Below are 18086 nucleotides of genomic sequence, written 5' to 3' on the forward strand. Positions count from 1 at the left end.
ACTTTCCGGCAGCGACCGCCTCATACCGCCGGCTGTAACTGTTTCGAGAGGTTCGTCACCCCGGTCGAATCTCTTGACTGCCGCACGGCCGACGGTATCATACGGATTACTGTGACTGTCTTTCGGTGCCGCCGATCCGTCTTGGCGACCCACCGGTACTGACGTACAAGGAACCGTCTCACTCCTCGAAGTCGAGGGAGACGCGCCGCCGCTCTCCGTCGACGTACTTGTACCGCGCGTCGGACGCTTCGTCCTCGGCCCGTTTGTGTGAACCGTCACAGAACGGAGAGTCCTCGCTCAGTCCACACAGACAGATCGCGATGTCGCCGTGTTCGTCGTCGATGTCGTCCGGCGTCAGCATCTTCGGTCCGGTCGCGGTGTGCGTGACCTCTCGTGCCATACCGGGGGATAGCCGGAGGGACGCCTTATACTGTCGGCCGCGGCGGGAGTCAGACGGATTATTGTAACTGTTTCCCGTGGTTCGCTGGATCGTCCCAGCGCATCACCGGTCCTGACGTGCAATAAACCGTATCAGTGCTTGTGGGTGAACAGGAGCGGGCTTCCGTCGTGAACGGTGACACAGATATCGAGCGGTTCGATCTGTTCCAGGCTGGTCTCCTCGTTCTTGCAGACGACGAGGTCGTCGAACGGCTCGTCACAGACGGGACAGGCCACGGCGACCGTGTTCTGGTACAGTTTGATCTCGTCGTTCTCCTCACGGGGCGTCAGCGACGACACGAGCTGCTCGAAATCCTCCATGTTCACGTCTGACGCGTGCGACTACATAAATCCACGGCGCGAGCCCGTCATCGGTCGACGGGAGCGCGGCGAAAAACGAAGTCGGCCGCTTACGCGCCGAGTTCCGCGCCGGCGTACAGGACGACGACGAGGAAGATCCAGACCACGTCGACGAAGTGCCAGTACATCGAGACGGTGGAGACCGAGACGTGACGGTCGGCGGAGTACTGCCCCGCGAGCGCCCGAATCGTCACGATGGCGAGGAGCACCCCACCCAGCGAGACGTGGAGGCCGTGGAGGCCGGTCAGGCCGTAGAACGCGGAGCCGAACAGCCCGGACGTGACGGTGAACTCCGTATGGACGATGAACTCGTAGTACTCGTAGATCTGGCCGCCGATGAAGACCACACCGAGCAGCAGGGTCGCCAGCAGTCCCATCAGGAACTTCCGGCGGTTGTCGTTACGGATCGCGACGTGTGCCCAGTGGAGCGTCAGACTCGACACCACCAGAATCGCGGTGTTGATGATGACGAGCGAGCCGGTGAGATGCGGGAGTTCCTGCGGTGGCCACGTCCCCGCGCGGATGAAGAAGTAGTACGTGAACACCGCGCCGAAGGTCGCGATTTCCGATCCGAGGAACGCTAACATGCCCCAGCGGAGCGCGGACGCGCTCGTCTCGTCGCTCCCGCGCGACCAGAACTCGACGACGAAGGCGTGATACAGCCAGCCGTAGAGGCCGAGCAGGAACGTCCCGACGCTCGCAGCGACGACGAGCGGCGCGAACAGGGGATTGATCGCCGACTCCGCGCCACCGGAGACGATGTACAGGGCCGCACCGAGATAGATGCCACCGGCACCCAGTGCCGTGATGAACGGCCACCAGCTTGCCTCCCCGAACCCTCGGGGCCAGTCCTCGACGGCCGGGAGGTGATGTTCGTGTTCGTCACCGCCGTGATCCGTACTCATACCCCCCCGTTGAGATTCGACTACCAAAAATCCTCCCAACCGTCGCCGGCGTCGGGGCGTTCCGGAAGCTACTCCTTTCGGAGGCCCGAACGCCCGCCGATGGACTCACACCGGCAGGGCCAGGCCCGCGTCGCCGTCGCCGCGACCCTCCTATCGCTCGCGACGTTCGTCGGCGTCACGGCCGCACACAGCGGCGGACTCGCCGGTTCGGCACGCGATCCGATCGCCATCCCTACCTGGCTGTTCCTGCTCACGGGCGGCGGCGTCGTCGGCATCTCGTTTCTCCTCGCCAGTTTCGTCACCGACCGCCGACTCATCGACGCCCTGCACGACTGGCGGCGAGACGTTCCCGACCCGGGCCGCGTCGGTCGCTCCGTCGCGTCGCTCGCGGGCGTCGGCATCGTGGCCGTCACGCTCGTCGTCGGCGCCATCGGCCCGACGACCGGCGTCCGAAGCCTCACGGTGCTCGTCGTCTGGGTCGGCTGGTGGGGCGGCTACGTCGCTTCGACGTACCTCCTTGGCAACACCTGGCCGACGCTCAATCCGTTCCGAACCGTGGCCGAACGGCTGCCGACGCTCGGTCGGTCGTACCCCGAGAGCGTGGGGTCCTGGCCGAGCGTCGCCGGCCTCCTCGTGCTCGTGTGGGTGGAAATCGCGACGCCGCTTGCCGACGACCCGCGCCTTCTGGTGGCGGTGCTCGCGGCGTACACGGTGACGACGCTCGGCGGCGCCGTCGTCTTCGGCGCCGACCAGTGGTTCGAGCGCGTCGACCCGCTCGCGCGGGCCTTCCGCTACTACGGCCGACTCGCGCCCCTCGGCGTCGACAACGGTCGCCTGCGCCTGCGCCTCCCCGGGAGCGCGCTCCCGGAGACGACACTCGAAGGGCGCGACGACGTGGCCTTCATCGTCACGCTCCTGTTCGTCACCACGTACGACGGCGGCGTCGCGACGGGGCCCTGGGCGGCCGGCGTCCGAGCTGTCGTCGAGATGGGTGTCCCACCGCTCGTGGTCTATCTCGGCACCTACCTCGCCGGCGCGGGGCTGTTCTACCTGGCGTTCCGTGCCGCCGCCCGGATCGGACGGCGGCGCGCCGACACCTACCGCTCGGCGACGTACCTCGCTCGGCGCTTCGCCCCCTCGTTGCTCCCCATCGCCGCGGGCTATCATCTCGCGCACAACCTCGGATCGGTGCTCGTCCTCTCGCCGACGCTCGCGGCCGTCGCCGCTGCGCCCCTCTCGCCGCCCGCGATGCCGCCGCAACTCGCCGGCCTACCAGCGTGGTTCGGCGGTCTGGAACTCGCCTGCGTCCTCGTCGGCCACCTGTTCGCCGTCTGGGTCGCCCACGCGACGGCGTACGACGTGTTCCCCTCGCGCCTCCAGGCCGTCCGGAGCCAGTACGGCGTGACAGCCGTGATGATCGGCTACACGATGCTCAGCCTCTGGATCGTCGCCGAACCGTACGTCGCACCCCCCTTCCTCGCCACATGACCGACGACATCACCCCGACCGACCGCGCCGGCACGGACGCCGACGACGTTCACGTACCGCCGGGGGCGACGCCCCACGTCTGTGAGTACTGTGGCCGCCCGTTTACCCGCGAAACGTATCTGGCGCTCCACCGCGGCCTGGAACACCCGTCGTCGCTGTCGGCAGAAGAACGAGACGCCTTCGAGGACGCGCGAGCGACGGAAGAAGAGCGACTCCAGCGGTTCAGGCTCCTCGCGCTGGCGGGCGTCGTGGCGCTGTACTTCGGCTTCCTGCTCACGTACGCCGTGGTGACGTGAGGACCGGTCAGTCGGCCTGGCCGCTGGCCCGATGATACGGCTGTCCGGCGATGTCGGCCCGGAGCTCGTCGAGCGTCGCGCGGGCCTCCGAGCCCGTCATCTCGGTGACGACGGCGAACACCTCCTGGCGCGAAATCTTCACGCCGGTGTCGGAGAGGGCGTCCTCGGGCCGCGCGAGGAGTTCCCGGAGCGTCCCGACGGCGAGCAGGAACGGAATAGCCCACGCCGCGACGGTGTTGCCGTCGGTGGTCGGCACCGTCTCCAGATACGTCTGGGCGTCGTCGAGGAAGGAGCGGGCGTGGCGAGCGGTGCGCCGGACGACGGCCGCGGCCCCCGACCGATGATCGGGGTCGACGACGGCGTCCTGGGGGACGCCCTCCGCAGCCAGCCACTCCGCGGGCAGGTAGACGTTGTCCTCCTCGGTGTAGTCGTCGTAGACATCCTTGGCGACGTTGACCAGCTGGAGCAACAGGCCGAACTCCTCGGCGGTGTCGTAGAGGCGGGCGCGTCGCTCGCCGGTGAGGTCGCCACGCGCAACCAGATTCGTGACCAGATTGCCGACGGTGCCGGCGGCGTAGTAACAGTACTCCTCCAGTTCCTCCCGAGACTGGAGGCGCAGACCGCCTTCGTCGGCGTAGCGCTCGACGAACATCGCCATTCCCTGGACGAGTTCGCGGGCGGGCGGCCTGACCGCCGCCTGTACGTCGTCGGGGAGCGCGTTGAAGGTGCGGAGGACCCGCGGGGTGCTGGCGACGACCTCCCAGTCGTCGTTCCGGTCGGCCGCGGCCGGGAGCCACTCGTCGACGGCTGCCCGGAACGACGCGGCGTCGGTGTCGTCGTCCGGGTCGAGCGCCCGGTCGTACTCGCGCAGGAGCGCCGCCTGCTCGGCCGGTGGGATGTGGTCGGCGTCCTCGACGGTGTCGGGGACGCGGCAGAGGAGGTAGCCGATACAGATGTACGACGCCATCGGTTCGTCGAGTACGTCGACGGTCAACGCGAACGTTCGGGAGACGCCCTGCACCGCCTCGTGACACCATTCGAGGTCGTCCGGGTCACCGGGAGGTCTGGCTGCGTGTCGAGACATTCGGAGCTATTGCGGGTTACGCCCGTGGGGGTTAAAAAGCCTCGTGGGTAACATGGGCCGGTCCAAGCCAAAAACGGTATGCGCTGCCCATCCCTCCTGCCGGTATGCTCTCCCGACTACGCGAGCGTCTGTCCACCAAGCGGATCCTCGCGCTCGGCATCGTGGTCGTGGTACTTCTCGCCGGCGGCGCCTTCGTCCTCTTCAGTCAGCCGTCGGTGTCCGGCATCGACAACCGGTTCGGCGACGTCAACGACACGACGACCGTCGTCGAAAGCGACCTGCACGTCCGGAATCCGAACCCCATTGGCGCCAGTCTCGGCGGACTCCGGGTCGATTACGCCATCGACATGAACGGAGTTCGGATGGCGACGGGCGCCAAGGAAGGCCTCTCGCTGCCGAAGGGGAACTCCACAATCCCGCTGACGACCCGTCTCTCGAACGACCGCATCCCGCCCTGGTGGGTGAGCCACATCCGCAACGGCGAACGAACCGAACTCGCTGTTAGCGCCGACGTTCACTCCTCGACACTCGGCGCGTCGGCCGGCGCGCCGAAAGTAACCCGCACCATCGAGACCGACATCATCTCGGCGTTCAACTCCACCGAACGCCGCCCCGTCGGCGAAGAACAGGGCGGCGGTGAACCCGTCCTCTACATCGAGGAAACGAGCGCGGAGTGGGGGACGGTCGACTCGTCGACGACGAACATCAACATGACGTTCGTCGTCTACAACCCCAACCCGTACCCGGTTCCGATCTCGGAACTCAGCTACCGGGCGACCATGAACGACATCGAGATGGGGACGGGCGCCACCGAGAACCCAGCCGTGATCCCGCCGAACGGGACGCGAACGATCCACGCGACGACCCGACTCAACAACGACAACATCGACGAGTGGTGGGTGACCCACCTCGAAAACAACCAGACGACCGACCTTCGGATCGATTTCGCCGCGCAGGTCGAACTCCCGACGGGCACCATCGAAATCCCGCTCGATCCGCTGACCTACACCCGAACGATCGAGACGGACATCTTCGGGTCGAAAACCGAGACGGCGAGCGGATCGAATGAGGGGACTGAATCGACGACACCGACGCCGAGTGGCGAGAACGAAGGGACGGCGACGCCGAGCGAGGACGGAACCGCGACGCCGACACCGACCGAAACCGACGGGGGACTGCTCGACGACGGCACCGAAACGACATCGACGGAGACGGCAACAGCAACCGCGACGCCGACGCCGACCGAGACCGACGGCGGCCTGCTCTCGATGGGCGTGTCGACGGCGACACAGCCGGTACGGTAGGCGCTATTCGATCGTGACGTGTTCGGACTCGTCGTTGAGCGCGAGGTTCGCCGCGATTTCGGCGTTGCGCATGGCGTACTGCGCGGTCTGCTGGAGGCTGACCAGCACCTCTCGCGTGCGAAGGAGTTCGACTTTCGGCATGTCCGGCAGACTCCGGATCAACTCCATTTCGCGGTCGCTGATGTCCTCGAACATGTGCCCGACCGCGATGGCCTTGTCGTAGTCGCGTTCGACGACGGCTTCGACCGCCGTCGCCGTGATCTCGTCGACCTGATCGTTGAACTCGCGGATCTGTCGCATCGTCGATCCGTCGACATCGAGCGTGTTGTTCTTGGCGTCCAGCGCGATGTCACCGATGTCTTCGGCGTTGTCGGCGGTGAGTTCGAGGTTCTTCGCGACCGATCGGTAGCCGATCAGCGGGAATCCCGACTCGAGGCCGACGGCCCGGGCGAGATTCGGGTTCTGATACGCCATGAAGATGAGGCGAAGCAGGAGGACGAAGATCTTGTTCGCCTGTCGCTCGCGGTTCAGGGCGCGTTCGGCCAGGTCGGCGTTGCCGTGAGCGAGCGCCTTGACCGACTCGCCGCGCATCGTGCTGCCGGTGTTCTCCAGTCGCTCGAGGAGATTGTCGAGGGTGAAGTCCTCGGGGTCGACGGAACACCGAATGGCGATCCGCTCGGGCGTCTCCTCGATCACGCCGAGCCCCATCAACTGGGTCTCGGCCCGGTAGACGGCGTTGATATGCTCGCTGTCGAGCGCGCCTTCGGACTTCTCGATGTGGATGACGCGCCGGCCGAGGACGTACTGCGCCACGATGGCGCGTTCGAGCGCTCCCGAATCGAGGTTGTCGGCGTGGATCGTCGCCGTCGCCCCCTCGGTGCTCGCCGACTCCGGGAGAACCGTCAGCGTCCCCTTCCCACCCATCCGAAGCGACACCTCGTCGCCTTTCTCCACGTCGTTCTCTTTGGCCCACTCCGCCGGGAGCGTCATCGCCAGCGTGGACGGCCCCAGCCGTTGTACCTTCCGGGTTTCCATATCACACATACTGCTCCGGATGACCTTAATCTTCACTATGCACCATTATACCACATGATAGCCGTTGATGTCGGGCGGTTTTACGCGACTTCCATCAGGCGGTGCTCGAACCGGCCGACCCGGACTCGGGTCCAGCCACGGAGTTCCGCGTCGAGTTCGGGGTCGTCGGTGTCGACCCGGAGTCGACCGATGTCGTCGAGTTTCGTCCGAGAAGCGACGACTTCGAGTTCGCACTGGCGGACGACCGCCGGCGAGAGCTGGGGGTTGCCACGGCCGAGGATGAACCCCTGTCCGCCGATGGGTGAGACCACGACGACGTTGCGATCGCCGAGGGCGTCGAGAATCGCGGACTCCGAGGCGTCGCGAGCGAGCACCGCTCCGTCACGCCACACGTCGACGCCCAGCGGCGATCCCTCGAATCCGAGAGCGTCCTTGATCGCACCGACCGTACTCCCGGGGCCGAGGACGTACGTGACGCCGGGTTCCATCTCCTCGACGAACCCCGCGGCGATCGACTCGACGTTGCCGCTCCCGGTCTGTTTCGACGACTGCAACTGCTCGCCGATCGGCACCTGCACCACCGCGCGGAGTTCCGGATCGACCGACCCCTCGCGGTAGGCGTCCTCGTCGATGTCGAGCACCTCCCGTCGCTCGGTCCGTTCGAAAGAGGCGAGGACCTCGGCGGCGTCCTCCGGCGAGACGGCGAACACCGACGAGTACACCTTGACGCCCGCCGGCACGCCGAGCATCGGCACGTCGGTGTCCGACAGCGCCTCGGCCACGTCCGCGGCGGTGCCGTCGCCGCCGACGAAACAGACGACATCGACGTCGGCGTCGACGAACGCCGCGACGGCGGCGCGGGTGTCGGCGGCCGTCGTCTCCTCGCCCTCGGGCGAACCGAGCACCTCGGAGACGAGGTCCACCTCCGCGGCGAGCGACGCGCCCATCGGCTCACCCCACGTCAGAACCGTCGTCTCGGGGAGACGCGTCGCGATGGCCGAGAGCGCGCGGCGGGCGCGGTCCGGCGCACGCGGCGTCGCCCCCCGGGCGCGCGCCTCCGCAACCTTCTCGTCCGTCCCTTTCAGGCCGACCCGCCCGCCCATGCCGGCGATTGGATTGACCACGAACCCGAGTCGCATGGCGTGGCGTAGGGGCGGGCGAGGAAAAAGGAGTCCGCCTCCGACCCACGACGAACGCTTAAGCGCCTGCCGCGAGTAGGCCGGTCCATGCTTCCGCTCCAGGCCGCGGAGCCGCTCCCCATCGCGGCGACCGGCGTTGCCGTCCTGCTCGCCAGTCTCGTAATCACGCTCGTCTGGCTGCTGTACCTGGGCCGGTGACCAGTCCGAGCGGTCACCGATCCCGGTAGACGACCACCGCGAGGAGCGCCACGCCGACGAACACCGTGCCGGCGCTCCATCGGAGCAACGCGCCGGTCGCGGCCGGGAAGCGGTCGGCTATCGGGACGAAGAGCCGAACGTCGAGGAGGACGATTCCGACCGCGCCGACGACGTCGAATCCGAGGTCGAAGGCCGTATCGCGCCACCCGTAATGAACGAGCACGGGGTCGACGCCGAACCGCTCGCCGAGGTCGCGGGCGAGCAGTTCGACGAGTTCCCAGAGGACGCCGGCCCCGACCGTCACCGCCACCGTCGCCCCGCCGGCGGTGAGCGTCTGGGCGAGCGCCGACGCGTCACTGCTCGCGACGAACCCGGCGTAGAGGAACGCAGCCACGAGCGCCGCAGATGTTGTGTGTGTCACGTGATCCCACCACCACACCGACTCGTACCAGCCGAGCATCCCCAGACAGTGGAGGAAGCCGGCGACGCCGAGCCACAGGGAGAGAATCGACCAGGAACCGGCGGTCCGGTCGACCATCAGCACGCTTCCGAGGAGGACGGGCGTGAGCGCCGCCAGAAGGGCGGCCACCGCGTTCACGACGATAGCGCCGTCCCGTCGGCGAATCCCCTCGATCAGCGTCACACCGATCGCCGCCGGCAACGACAGTTCCGCGACGCCGACCGGCCCGATCATGGCGTGTCGCTATCCCGAACCGCCGTCGTGAGCGAGCGCCGCGCCGCGTCGTACCGGACGTGGATCACCGTTCGTGCCCGGTCACAGCCACGTGGTCTGGCGAGCAGTACCGCGCGGGGAGATACGCCAGCAGCCACGTCGGGAGGCCACCCACGAGGCGTTCGACGACCGACGGTAACGTCCGCCGGACGGTCGCGTACACGACGGCGACGACGAGCGCGGCGGTGACGAGCCACCGATGCGAGGGGCCGACGACGAACAGCAGCGGCGCGGCGAGCGCGACGGATAGGGCGAGATCCGACGGGGCGCCGTCGTAGCGGATCCAGTGGCGAGGCGCGACCCAACGGCGGTTGTAATGGTCGTACACCGCCCGGTTCGAGGTGGCTTCCCAGGGACGGAGTTCCAACCCGCCGCCGAAGACGTCGGCGACGCTGTGGGCCGCCGCCGCAAGGAGGAACACGGCGAGAGCGACCGTCATCACCGACGGCCACACTGCCAGCGCCAGAACGCCGGCCGGGACGAGCGCCGAGTAGTAGACCGGGTAGTGGAGCGTTCGTCGGTGGCCGGCGTACAGATCCGCGTCCGGGACCACCCCGCCGAGAAAGCCCGCGAGGAGGGCAACGCCCGCGAACTCGGGCATCGCGAGCGCCACCGGCAGGGCCAGCAGCATCCCGGCGAGGGCGTGTGTCGGCAGCATCATACTCGTCGAAAGGCGGCACGACCCTTTCAGTATATCGCTCCCGCGAGAATCAGGCGGTGTCGACCCGCTCGCGAAGCCACGCGGCCGCTTCGGCTGCCGTTTCGCTGTCGGCCGCGATCACTTTCAGCCGAACGTCCTCGCCGGGGTAGCTTCCGACACGCACGTCGAACGCCTCCTGCACGCCCTCGACGCGGTCGAGGAGCGCGCTCTCGGGTTCGGTCGTCCGCACCTCCGCGACGTGCGTTCGCTCCCCCTCGAACTCGGCTTCGACGGACGCGAACATGGCTTTCATCTCCTCGGGGACGCCCGGGAGGACGTAGACGCTATCGAGGACGGCACCGGGGGCGACGCCCTCGGGGTTGGGAAGCATCCGCGCCCCCGCCGGCAGATGGGTCGTCTCGTCGGTGAGGTCGTCGGCCGCGTAGTCGCCGTGTTCCTCGATCCACGCGGCAGCGTCCTCGCTGTGGATGAGGTCGCGACCGAACGCCGCGGCGACGCCCTCCATCGTCACGTCGTCGTGGGTCGGGCCGACGCCGCCCGTGACGACGACGGCGTCGTACTCCGCGCGGTACTCGTTGACCACGCGGGCGATGTCGGCGATGCGGTCGGGGACGGTGGTGACGCGCTCGACGCTGACGCCCCGCTCGTCGAGGCGGTCACAGAGCCACGCGGCGTTCGTGTTGACGGTATCCCCCGACAGCAGTTCGTCCCCGACGGTAACGACCGCGACTCGCATACCCGGTAGTAGGGCGCCGACGTTGAAAACAGTCCTGACAGGCGTCGTCGGTCTCAACCCATCCCCGGCGGCGGTTCGTCATCGAACTCGTCGTCGGTCTCGACGTCGAGGCCGAGTTCCTCCCGCTGTTTGCGCAGCGCCTCGATGCGTCGCCGGTAGTAGGCGACGCCGCCGATGCCGACGACCGTCAAGACGGCCGCCGCCGCGCCGAAGATGTAGAGGTCGCGCTGGAGGTAGAACTGCACCGAGATGGCGTCAGCCTCGACGTTGTCCCAGCGAATGATCCGCTGATCACCCGCGGATTCGACCTCGTAACCGCTCGGGGTGACTTTCCCGAAGGGGAACACCTCGATCCGGCGGTTCGGCGGCAGGACCACGGCGTACGAGCCGTTGACGAAGGTCGGGAGGCTGAATCGCTTGGGCGTGCTGGATGAGGTGACGGCAAGGCGACCATCGCCCGCGGCGTCGTCGGGGAGGCTCACCAGCACCCGCTCGCGCGACCGGTCGACGGTCCCACCGCGAGCGACCAGTTCGGTCCCCGTGATGACCGTGCCGTTGGGGTACCGGTACCGAACGGCCGAGACGGAGATCGCGTTGCGCCCGCCGAAGCCGTCGCGGCGAAACAACTCTATCGAGTCGCTATCGAGGCGGTAGACCGCCTGGAAACGCGCGTTTTCCGTGATCGTGATGTGGGCGTCGACGCTGTTGTCCCAAGTGTACGGCGACGGCGGCTCCTCGTCGAGTTGCTCGTCGGAGATGGACTGCCCGCCGAGAAGACCGGCACAGCCGGCGGAGAGGATGAGCGCAGCAAGCCCCAGCACGGTGAGCAGGTGGCGGCGACGCATCGCTCAGGGGACGACGCATTTGAGCTCCGCGGGGAGATACTCGCCGACGCTGGCGAGCAGTCCCGGCGGATCGGTTCCCTCCGCGCAGATGACGCTCTGTTCGAGCAGGCCGAGGCGTTCGACGGTGACGATGTCGCGGGCGTGTCCCGCGCGGTTGATCGTCGCGCGCACCTCGCCCCGCGTGGCGCTGTTGACGTTCAGGCGGCCGTTGCCACGCGTCCACTCGAACAGGCGGTCGCGCTCGGCGTCAGCCAGTCGCGCCGGGTCGCCCGCCGTGAACTGCAGGGGGAGGTGCTGGACCAGGCCGAAGCGGTCGCGGATCTGCGACGGCGTCCCGGGGCCGAGGCCGAGTTCGTCGGCCGGGATCCGGACCCGTTCGCCCGCGTCGAGGACGAACCCGTTTTCGTCCCACGATTCGAGCGTGCCGACGTAGGTCTCGCCGTCTTCGAAGCCGGTCCCGATCTCACCCCACTCCTCACGGAGGAGGTTGCGCGCGACGACGGCGTCGTCGCCCGTGACGGTGACCGAGACGAAGTCGTCGTGGCGGACGCCGACCTCCCAGTCCACGTCGAGACCGCCGATGTCGTTGTCGACGAGCGAGCGCATCCCGTCGAGCGCCCGGTCACGGGCGTCGCCCTCGACGTAACATTTGGTTGCGAGAACGACCATCAGGCCACGTCCACGTTGAGTTCGTCGCGGAGCTCCTCGATGCGTCGCTCCGTCGCCTCGATGAGGTCGTCGTTCTCCATCGGTTCGAGCGGGGCGCCAGTCTCCGGACACTGGAAGTCGAACTCCATCGCCTCGCTGAACTCGAAGCGGATGCCCGCCGGTTCCGAGAGATAGAACTCGTGTGTCCGCTCGTATTCGAGGCGCTCTTCGAGCGCGTCGAGTAGTCGGTACATCTCCTCCTCCAGGTTCTCCGGGATGTTCTCGTACTCGAACGTCCAGAGATAGGTGAGCCAGCCCGAATCCTCGTCGCGGACGCGGCGGTAACTGGCGAGGTCGTTCTCGTAGAGGATGAACAGGGCACGGCGTACGTCGTTCAGTTCGAGTTCGAGTTCCTCGGCGAGTTCCTCGTCCGTCACCTCCCCGTCCGGCGGCGCGGCAGCGACCGGCATCCCCGTCGGTCCGACGAGTTCGTGGAGGTACTTCTGGATCACCGGATCGCTCAGCAGCTCCTCAAAAGCCATTGCGTCCAGTTCGGAGCGGCGGCGGTTTAAACGCCACGGTCAGCCAGTGGGCCTGTCCACTCATAGGAATTAGCGGAAGTCGTCAGAGATTCTCGCCGGGCCGTCACGGCGAGAATCTCTGGACAGTTGCGATAATCCCTATCAGTTCCGCTCGGCCTCGCGCTCGCGCTCGGCCTCCTCGTCCTCCCGCCCTGCGGCGAGTTCGGCGTCGATGTCGTCCTCGATGTCGTCGAGTGGCGCGACCGTGAGGACGTTGCCACCGCCGGGGTCGACCACGATGACCTCGGTGCCGACGGGGATGTCCCCGTCCATCGACCGAGCGGCGAAGTTCGGATCGAAGCCGCCGCGGTCGAGTTTCACCGTCCCCGACTGCGTCGTGACGCGCTCGGTGACACGTCCCGTCCGTCCGCGCAGCGACGACGAGTTGCTCGTCTGCCCGGCGCCGCTGTCGCCGTAGAGGTCGAACCGCCGGTAGCCCACCAGCGCGAGGCCGCCGAACGCGAGCACCAGCGCCGCCAGAACCAGCGGCCCGGCCCCCAGGACGAGGCCGACGATGCCCGCCCCGAGAAGCGCCACGCCGAGAACGGCGAAATGGGCACCCGGCGCCATCGCCTCCGCGATGGAGAGGCCGATACCGGCAAGAACCAGGAGAAGCGGGAGCGTCTCCGGGCCGAGTTCAACCCCCGACTGGAGGACGGACATCCAGACCATACGCCACGCTTCGGTCCGCGGGGGCTTATATCACCGGTCCCGACGGCGCCGCGTTACAGACTGCCGGCCGCCGCGTAGAAGATAAGACCGGTGAGGAGGACGCCGAGTAGGACGAACACGGCGTTTTCGAGCGTCGGCGATCCGGGGTCGATCGTCTCCGGTTCGGGGGCGTCCTCGCCCACCTCGTCGACGGCGAACCGCCAGGTAGACTCCTCGGTGTCACCCTCCTCGTCGGCTCGTGCGCTCATATTCCCCCTAGCCGACGGGTGGTGAAATGGGTGTCGCAGTCCGTCGCTCACCGTGGGTGTTCGCGGGGCGTCACGTCACCCTCGTAGACGACGCCGCGGTCGGCGTACACCGTCACCGTCGTCCCGTCGGCGACATCGTCGGGCAAGGGGGCACCGCTGATCATCGGGACGCCCTGTTCGCGCGCCACGAGCGCCGCGTAACTCGTCATGCCCGGCCGTGCGTCGATGATGCCGCCGATGCGACCGGTGTCGCCCGTGAACTCGCCGTCGAAGGTCGACGGAAGGGCGACGATAGCGCCGGACGGTGCGTCGGTTAGATCGCCGTCTGGGCAGCGGAAAACGGGGCCGGAGACCCACCCGCTGACCACGTTTCGCCCCGTCGCCACCGTCTCGGAGGCGACGTGGACTTTCAGCATGTTCGTGGTGTTGGTTCCCTCCAGTTCGGTCATCATCCCCGAGAGGACGACCACCGTATCGCCGCTCTCGGCGACGCCGGCGTCGATGGCGGCGTCGACCGCCGCGTCGATCATCCGGTCGATATCCTCGCGGTAGGCGGCGTACTGGGCGTCGACGCCCCACGAGAGCGCGAGTTGGCGCCGGACGTGATCCCGCGGCGTCGTCGCCACGATGGGAACGCGTGGGCGGAACTTCGCCGCCGCCCGCGCGGTGTATCCCGATTCGGAGACGGCGACGATGGCCGACGCACCCAGGTCGCGCGCCAGATATCTGGCGGCTCGCGCCAGCGCCTCCGTCTGTGATCCCTCCGCAGCCTTCGGGACCCGTTCCTCCTGGGTCTCGGCGTACTCGCCGCTCGATTCGACCTCGCGGACGATGCGGTCCATCGTTTCGACGACGCGAACGGGGTGGTCGCCGATGGCCGTCTCGCCCGAGAGCATCACCGCGTCCGTCCCGTCGAGGACGGCGTTCGCCACGTCCGACGCTTCGGCCCGCGTCGGCCGCCGCGAGGAGACCATCGAGTCCAGCATCTCCGTCGCCGTGATGACGGGCACGCCCGCGTCCTGTGCGCTGTGGATGATGCGCTTCTGGACCATCGGCACCTGTTCCAGCGGGCATTCGACGCCGAGATCGCCGCGTGCGACCATCACGCCGTAGGACGCCGCGACGATGTCGTCGATGTTGTCGACCGCGCCCGCCCGTTCGATCTTCGAGACGACGGGAATGTCGCCGCCGGCGTTCTCGATGGCGTCCGTGACGGCGTAGACGTCGTCGGCGTCGCGGACGAAACTCGCCGCCACGAAGTCGGCCTCGTTCTCCACGGCGACCTCGATGTCGCGCCGGTCGCTCTCGGTCACCACGTCGAGGTCGAGGTCGACGCCGGGGGTGTTCACCCCCTTGCGACTGCCGAGTTCGCCGCCAGAAACGACGCGCGCGGTCACCACGCCGTCGCTCACCGACTCGACGCGGGTCTCGATGCGCCCGTCGTCGAGGAGGACCTGATCCCCCGGCGAGGCGGCGTCGATCGAGTACGAGAGACCGATCTCCTCGGGCGTCGCGGTGTCGCCCTCGACGAACCGAACCGTCGAATCGGTGTCCAGTTCGATCGGTTCGTCGATCGGTGCCGTCCGCACCTCCGGCCCCTGGAGGTCGAGCATCGAGGAGAGCGGGTCGTCGATGGCGTCGTCGACGGCGTGGATGCGCTGGATGACTTCGGCGCGGTCTTCGGGCGTGCCGTGACTCGCGTTGAGTCGCGCGACGGCCATCCCGGCCTCGGCGAGTTCGCGGATCGTCCCGCGGTCGTTGGAGGCGGGACCGAGGGTACAGACGATCTTTGCTCGTCTCATGCCTGCCCTTTCGACGGGAGAGGTGAAAAAGCCGACCGCCGGGAGCAGTCTACCGAACCCGCTCGCCGGGCACGGCGTCGCCGTGCGTCGTCAGCAGGTCCGCCTCTTCGCCGGCCGCCAGCACCATCCCGTTGGATTCGACGCCGAACAGTTCCGCTTTCTCCAGGTTCGCCAGGACGACGACCCGCGTTCCCGGGAGTTCGTCCAGATCGTGCAGTTGCTTGATACCCGCGACGATCTGTCGCTCCTCGACGCCGATGTCGACGACGAGGCGAGCGAGCTTGTCCGCGCCCTCGATGCCTTCGGCCTCCAGGATCTCGCCGACGCGCATGTCCAGTTCCTCGAACTCCTCGAAGCCGATTCGCTCCTCGGAGACAGGGTCGAGGTCGGGGGCTTCGGCGCTCTCGGCCGCTTCCTCGGCTGCTTCCGCTGCTTCCGATTCCGCCACCCGTTCCGCCAACTTCTCGTTGAGTTCCTCGACGCGCTCCTCGGCGATCTTCTCGTAGAGTTCGTCGGGCTCGTCGAACTCGGCCGCGGGGGGTTCGAGCGCCGCGTCGAGCTCGACGTCGTGGACCGACCCCTCGCCGCCGACCTGCGACCAGAGGCGGTCGCAGGTGCCGGGCGCGACGGGGGCAAAGAGGACGGCGACGGCTTTCGCGATCTGGACGCAGTCGCGAAGCACCTGCGCGGCGCGTTCGGGATCCTCGTCGACGAGGTGCCACGGTTCGTGTCGCTGGATGTACTCGTTGCCGAACGCGGCCAGCGAGACGGCGGCCTCGCCCACGTCCCGCACCGAGTAGTCGTTGACGGCCGCGGTGAACTCGTCGATGGCGTCCTCGATGCGCTCGCGCACCTCCGGCGAGAGGTCGGCGTCCGGCGTCCCGCCGAACTCCCGGTGGGCAAAGAGCAGCGAGCGGTAGGCGAAGTTGCCGACCGTCCCCACGAGCTCGTTGTTGACGCGTTCGCGGAAGCGCTCCCACGAGAAGTCCACGTCCTGCTGGAACCCGCCGTTGGTGGCGAGGTAGTACCGCAGGAGGTCGGGGTGGAACCCCTCGTCCAGATACTCGTCGGCCCACACCGCCCGATTGCGGGAGGTGGAGAAGCCCTTGCCGTTGAGCGTGATGAACCCGCTGGCCATCACGGCGCGGGGTTCGGTGTAGTCGACGCCGTGGAGCATCGCCGGCCAGAACACCGTGTGGTGCTGGATGATGTCGCGGCCGATGACGTGGACGATGTCGCCGTCGTCCTGCCACGCCTCCTGCCAGTCGAAGGTGTCGGCACCGACACGGTCGGTGTACTGTTTCGTCGAGGAGACGTACTCGATGGGGGCGTCCACCCAGACGTAGAGGACGAGGTCGCTCTCCTCGTCGGGGTAGTCGACGCCCCAGTCCATATCCCGGGTGATACACCAGTCCCGCAGTTCGCCCTCGATCCACTCGCGGGGCTGATTGCGGGCGTTCGGCGTCCCCTCCAGGCGGTCGATGAACTTCGCGAGGTAGTCCTGGAACGCGGAGACGCGGAAGAACTTGTGGGTCTGCTCGCGGTATTCGGCCGGGTTGCCCGTGATGGTGCTCCGCGGATCCTCGATTTCGCCGGGTTCGAGGTGGCGGCCACAGCCCTCGTCACACTCGTCGCCGCGGGCGGGTTCGCCACAGTAGGGACACGTGCCCTCGACGTAGCGGTCCGGCAGCGACTGCTCCTCGGCGGGGTCGTAGGCCACCATGATTTCCTTCTCGTAGATGTGGCCGTTCTCCGCCAGCGTCCGGACGATGTCGGTCGTCAGTTCGACGTTCGTCTCGTCGTGCGTGTGGCCGTAGTTGTCGAACTCGACGCCGAACTTCGGGAACGTCCCCTCGTAGGTTTCGTGCCACTCCAGCGCGAACTCCTCGGGCGAGACGCCCGCTTCCTCGGCGTTGACCGCGACGGGCGTGCCGTGCATGTCCGATCCCGAGACGAAGGCCGTCTCCTGTCCCAGTTTGCGCAGCGCGCGGGCGTAGACGTCGCCGCCGACGTACGTTCGCAGGTGCCCGATGTGGAGGTCGCCGTTGGCGTACGGCAACCCACAGGTCACCACCGCGGGTCGCTCCGTTGGGAACTCCTCGTGGCTCATACCTGTCCAGTCGGGGATGAGACCCTAAAGCCCGCCGGTTCGCCGTGCGGCGGCGTCAGGCGGGCGTCGCCGCGATGGCGACGTACGCCCCGTCGCGGGCCGGGCGGTCGATGGTCGCGACGCGTTCGACCGAAAGATCAGCGTCCTCCAGACACCCCCGCCAGTAGGCTTCGTGATCGTCGACGCCGTCGGGCGTGATGGGGAGTTCCAGCAGGCCGACCGTCCCGTCGTCGGCGCACACCCGCCGGAGTTCCGCGAACGCCGCGTCCCGCCCGTCGACGGGGATGTCGTGGGTCACCCGGCAGGCGGTCACCACGTCGAAGGCGCCGTCGTCGAACGGCAGGCGCGTGGCGTCGCCCGCGACGGGCGACACGTCGATGCCGGCCCGCGCCCCGTTCTGTCGAGCCAGTTTCGGTCCGTTGCCCAGGATGATCCGGTCGTCGAACACGTCGAGGCCGACGACGTGGGCGGCCGCCGAAACGTGCGGCGCGAGGCCGACCAGCGACCGACCGGAGCCACAGCCGACATCGAGCAGCCGGTCGGCGTCGCCGAGGGGGAGTATCGACGCGAGCGCGTCGTATTTCGGCCGGTCGAGCGCCCAGGGCGGCGGCGAGAGGAGACGACGGGCGGCGTCGCCACCGCGGTACAGCGCCCCACCGCCGACGGCGACGGCGGCGAGACGACGCAGACGGCTCCCGCGGCGGAACGTCACCGCGGCGACGACGAGCAGCAGCGCCGACAGCCCGATCCGGGCGAGTCGTTCGCGCCAGTGGTAGACGCCGAAGAAGTACGGTCGTCGCATT

General features: G+C 68.0%; 20 protein-coding genes. 3 read left to right on the forward strand and 17 right to left on the reverse strand.

The window, feature by feature from the left end; translation table 11 throughout:
- Positions 1-178: 178 nt before the first annotated feature.
- The 3 genes from MXB53_RS11525 to MXB53_RS11535 all read right to left on the reverse strand — a co-directional run bounded on the left by MXB53_RS11525 (position 179) and on the right by MXB53_RS11535 (position 1703).
- On the reverse strand, positions 179-400 hold the full coding sequence (locus MXB53_RS11525) for a CDGSH iron-sulfur domain-containing protein (protein WP_248897683.1): 222 nt from the start codon (positions 398-400) through the stop codon (positions 179-181).
- Positions 401-531: 131 nt separating this feature from the next.
- Positions 532-759, reverse strand: coding sequence for a DUF7385 family protein (locus tag MXB53_RS11530; RefSeq protein ID WP_283102261.1), 228 nt, complete (start codon positions 757-759; stop codon positions 532-534).
- 89 nt (positions 760-848) lie between these two features.
- A complete protein-coding gene (locus MXB53_RS11535; RefSeq protein WP_248897686.1) occupies positions 849-1703 on the reverse strand; it encodes a cytochrome c oxidase subunit 3 in 855 nt (284 codons plus the stop codon).
- A gap of 99 nt (positions 1704-1802) precedes the next feature.
- Between MXB53_RS11535 and MXB53_RS11540 the strand changes: the two genes are divergently transcribed.
- Both MXB53_RS11540 and MXB53_RS11545 read left to right on the forward strand, forming a co-directional pair.
- Entirely contained in the window at positions 1803-3191 is a 1389-nt protein-coding gene (locus MXB53_RS11540; protein WP_248897688.1) for a hypothetical protein, read from the forward strand.
- Complete coding sequence (locus MXB53_RS11545; protein ID WP_248897689.1) at positions 3188-3487, forward strand: DUF7410 domain-containing protein; 300 nt, start codon at positions 3188-3190, stop codon at positions 3485-3487. The genes MXB53_RS11540 and MXB53_RS11545 overlap by 4 nt, the downstream gene beginning before the upstream one ends.
- A 7-nt stretch (positions 3488-3494) precedes the next feature.
- Here MXB53_RS11545 and MXB53_RS11550 read toward each other — a convergent pair whose 3' ends face one another.
- Complete coding sequence (locus MXB53_RS11550; protein ID WP_248897690.1) at positions 3495-4571, reverse strand: phytoene/squalene synthase family protein; 1077 nt, start codon at positions 4569-4571, stop codon at positions 3495-3497.
- 104 nt (positions 4572-4675) lie between these two features.
- Between MXB53_RS11550 and MXB53_RS11555 the strand changes: the two genes are divergently transcribed.
- On the forward strand, positions 4676-5875 hold the full coding sequence (locus tag MXB53_RS11555) for an LEA/WHy family protein (protein ID WP_248897692.1): 1200 nt from the start codon (positions 4676-4678) through the stop codon (positions 5873-5875).
- 3 nt (positions 5876-5878) lie between these two features.
- Here the strand turns inward: MXB53_RS11555 and MXB53_RS11560 are convergent, their stop codons facing one another.
- The 13 genes from MXB53_RS11560 to MXB53_RS11620 form a co-directional block, all read right to left on the reverse strand.
- On the reverse strand, positions 5879-6910 hold the full coding sequence (locus MXB53_RS11560; protein WP_248897693.1) for a phosphate signaling complex PhoU family protein: 1032 nt from the start codon (positions 6908-6910) through the stop codon (positions 5879-5881).
- Between the two features lie 80 nt (positions 6911-6990).
- Positions 6991-8049 carry an ATP-NAD kinase family protein gene (locus tag MXB53_RS11565; protein WP_248897695.1) on the reverse strand — a complete coding sequence of 353 codons (1059 nt, stop codon included), beginning with the start codon at positions 8047-8049 and terminating at the stop codon, positions 6991-6993.
- A gap of 211 nt (positions 8050-8260) precedes the next feature.
- Positions 8261-8941, reverse strand: a complete 681-nt coding sequence (locus MXB53_RS11570) for a DUF2238 domain-containing protein (protein ID WP_248897696.1) — start codon at positions 8939-8941, stop codon at positions 8261-8263.
- A gap of 64 nt (positions 8942-9005) precedes the next feature.
- Positions 9006-9641, reverse strand: a complete 636-nt coding sequence (locus tag MXB53_RS11575; RefSeq protein ID WP_248897697.1) for a metal-dependent hydrolase — start codon at positions 9639-9641, stop codon at positions 9006-9008.
- A 49-nt stretch (positions 9642-9690) separates the two neighbouring features.
- Entirely contained in the window at positions 9691-10377 is a 687-nt protein-coding gene (locus MXB53_RS11580) for a competence/damage-inducible protein A (protein WP_248897698.1), read from the reverse strand.
- Positions 10378-10430: 53 nt separating this feature from the next.
- Positions 10431-11222, reverse strand: a complete 792-nt coding sequence (locus MXB53_RS11585) for a DUF5803 family protein (RefSeq protein WP_248897699.1) — start codon at positions 11220-11222, stop codon at positions 10431-10433.
- Between the two features lie 3 nt (positions 11223-11225).
- Entirely contained in the window at positions 11226-11891 is a 666-nt protein-coding gene (locus tag MXB53_RS11590) for a DUF2110 family protein (RefSeq protein WP_248897700.1), read from the reverse strand.
- Positions 11891-12412, reverse strand: a complete 522-nt coding sequence (locus tag MXB53_RS11595) for a transcription factor (protein WP_248897702.1) — start codon at positions 12410-12412, stop codon at positions 11891-11893. Before MXB53_RS11595 ends, MXB53_RS11590 begins: the two co-directional genes overlap by 1 nt.
- A 141-nt stretch (positions 12413-12553) precedes the next feature.
- Positions 12554-13123, reverse strand: coding sequence for an NfeD family protein (locus MXB53_RS11600; protein WP_248897703.1), 570 nt, complete (start codon positions 13121-13123; stop codon positions 12554-12556).
- Between the two features lie 53 nt (positions 13124-13176).
- On the reverse strand, positions 13177-13371 hold the full coding sequence (locus MXB53_RS11605) for a DUF7312 domain-containing protein (protein ID WP_248897704.1): 195 nt from the start codon (positions 13369-13371) through the stop codon (positions 13177-13179).
- A gap of 47 nt (positions 13372-13418) precedes the next feature.
- Positions 13419-15173, reverse strand: a complete 1755-nt coding sequence (gene pyk, locus MXB53_RS11610; protein WP_248897705.1) for a pyruvate kinase — start codon at positions 15171-15173, stop codon at positions 13419-13421.
- Between the two features lie 49 nt (positions 15174-15222).
- On the reverse strand, positions 15223-17283 hold the full coding sequence (gene metG, locus MXB53_RS11615; protein WP_248897706.1) for a methionine--tRNA ligase: 2061 nt from the start codon (positions 17281-17283) through the stop codon (positions 15223-15225).
- A 55-nt stretch (positions 17284-17338) separates the two neighbouring features.
- Complete coding sequence (locus MXB53_RS11620) at positions 17339-18085, reverse strand: class I SAM-dependent methyltransferase (protein WP_248897707.1); 747 nt, start codon at positions 18083-18085, stop codon at positions 17339-17341.
- Position 18086 lies beyond the last annotated feature (1 nt).

The organism is Haloplanus sp. XH21, assembly GCF_023276355.1.
Taxonomy (GTDB): Archaea; Halobacteriota; Halobacteria; order Halobacteriales; family Haloferacaceae; genus Haloplanus; species Haloplanus halobius.

Bases quoted from the DNA above. Each gene is read 5' to 3' on its own strand.
- MXB53_RS11525 (WP_248897683.1), bottom strand. From the start codon at position 400: ATGGCACGAGAGGTCACGCACACCGCGACCGGACCGAAGATGCTGACG.
- MXB53_RS11530 (WP_283102261.1), bottom strand. From the start codon at position 759: ATGGAGGATTTCGAGCAGCTCGTGTCGTCGCTGACGCCCCGTGAGGAG.
- MXB53_RS11535 (WP_248897686.1), bottom strand. From the start codon at position 1,703: ATGAGTACGGATCACGGCGGTGACGAACACGAACATCACCTCCCGGCC.
- MXB53_RS11540 (WP_248897688.1), top strand. From the start codon at position 1,803: ATGGACTCACACCGGCAGGGCCAGGCCCGCGTCGCCGTCGCCGCGACC.
- MXB53_RS11545 (WP_248897689.1), top strand. From the start codon at position 3,188: ATGACCGACGACATCACCCCGACCGACCGCGCCGGCACGGACGCCGAC.
- MXB53_RS11550 (WP_248897690.1), bottom strand. From the start codon at position 4,571: ATGTCTCGACACGCAGCCAGACCTCCCGGTGACCCGGACGACCTCGAA.
- MXB53_RS11555 (WP_248897692.1), top strand. From the start codon at position 4,676: ATGCTCTCCCGACTACGCGAGCGTCTGTCCACCAAGCGGATCCTCGCG.
- MXB53_RS11560 (WP_248897693.1), bottom strand. From the start codon at position 6,910: ATGGAAACCCGGAAGGTACAACGGCTGGGGCCGTCCACGCTGGCGATG.
- MXB53_RS11565 (WP_248897695.1), bottom strand. From the start codon at position 8,049: ATGCGACTCGGGTTCGTGGTCAATCCAATCGCCGGCATGGGCGGGCGG.
- MXB53_RS11570 (WP_248897696.1), bottom strand. From the start codon at position 8,941: ATGATCGGGCCGGTCGGCGTCGCGGAACTGTCGTTGCCGGCGGCGATC.
- MXB53_RS11575 (WP_248897697.1), bottom strand. From the start codon at position 9,641: ATGATGCTGCCGACACACGCCCTCGCCGGGATGCTGCTGGCCCTGCCG.
- MXB53_RS11580 (WP_248897698.1), bottom strand. From the start codon at position 10,377: ATGCGAGTCGCGGTCGTTACCGTCGGGGACGAACTGCTGTCGGGGGAT.
- MXB53_RS11585 (WP_248897699.1), bottom strand. From the start codon at position 11,222: ATGCGTCGCCGCCACCTGCTCACCGTGCTGGGGCTTGCTGCGCTCATC.
- MXB53_RS11590 (WP_248897700.1), bottom strand. From the start codon at position 11,891: ATGGTCGTTCTCGCAACCAAATGTTACGTCGAGGGCGACGCCCGTGAC.
- MXB53_RS11595 (WP_248897702.1), bottom strand. From the start codon at position 12,412: ATGGCTTTTGAGGAGCTGCTGAGCGATCCGGTGATCCAGAAGTACCTC.
- MXB53_RS11600 (WP_248897703.1), bottom strand. From the start codon at position 13,123: ATGGTCTGGATGTCCGTCCTCCAGTCGGGGGTTGAACTCGGCCCGGAG.
- MXB53_RS11605 (WP_248897704.1), bottom strand. From the start codon at position 13,371: ATGAGCGCACGAGCCGACGAGGAGGGTGACACCGAGGAGTCTACCTGG.
- pyk (WP_248897705.1), bottom strand. From the start codon at position 15,173: ATGAGACGAGCAAAGATCGTCTGTACCCTCGGTCCCGCCTCCAACGAC.
- metG (WP_248897706.1), bottom strand. From the start codon at position 17,283: ATGAGCCACGAGGAGTTCCCAACGGAGCGACCCGCGGTGGTGACCTGT.
- MXB53_RS11620 (WP_248897707.1), bottom strand. From the start codon at position 18,085: ATGCGACGACCGTACTTCTTCGGCGTCTACCACTGGCGCGAACGACTC.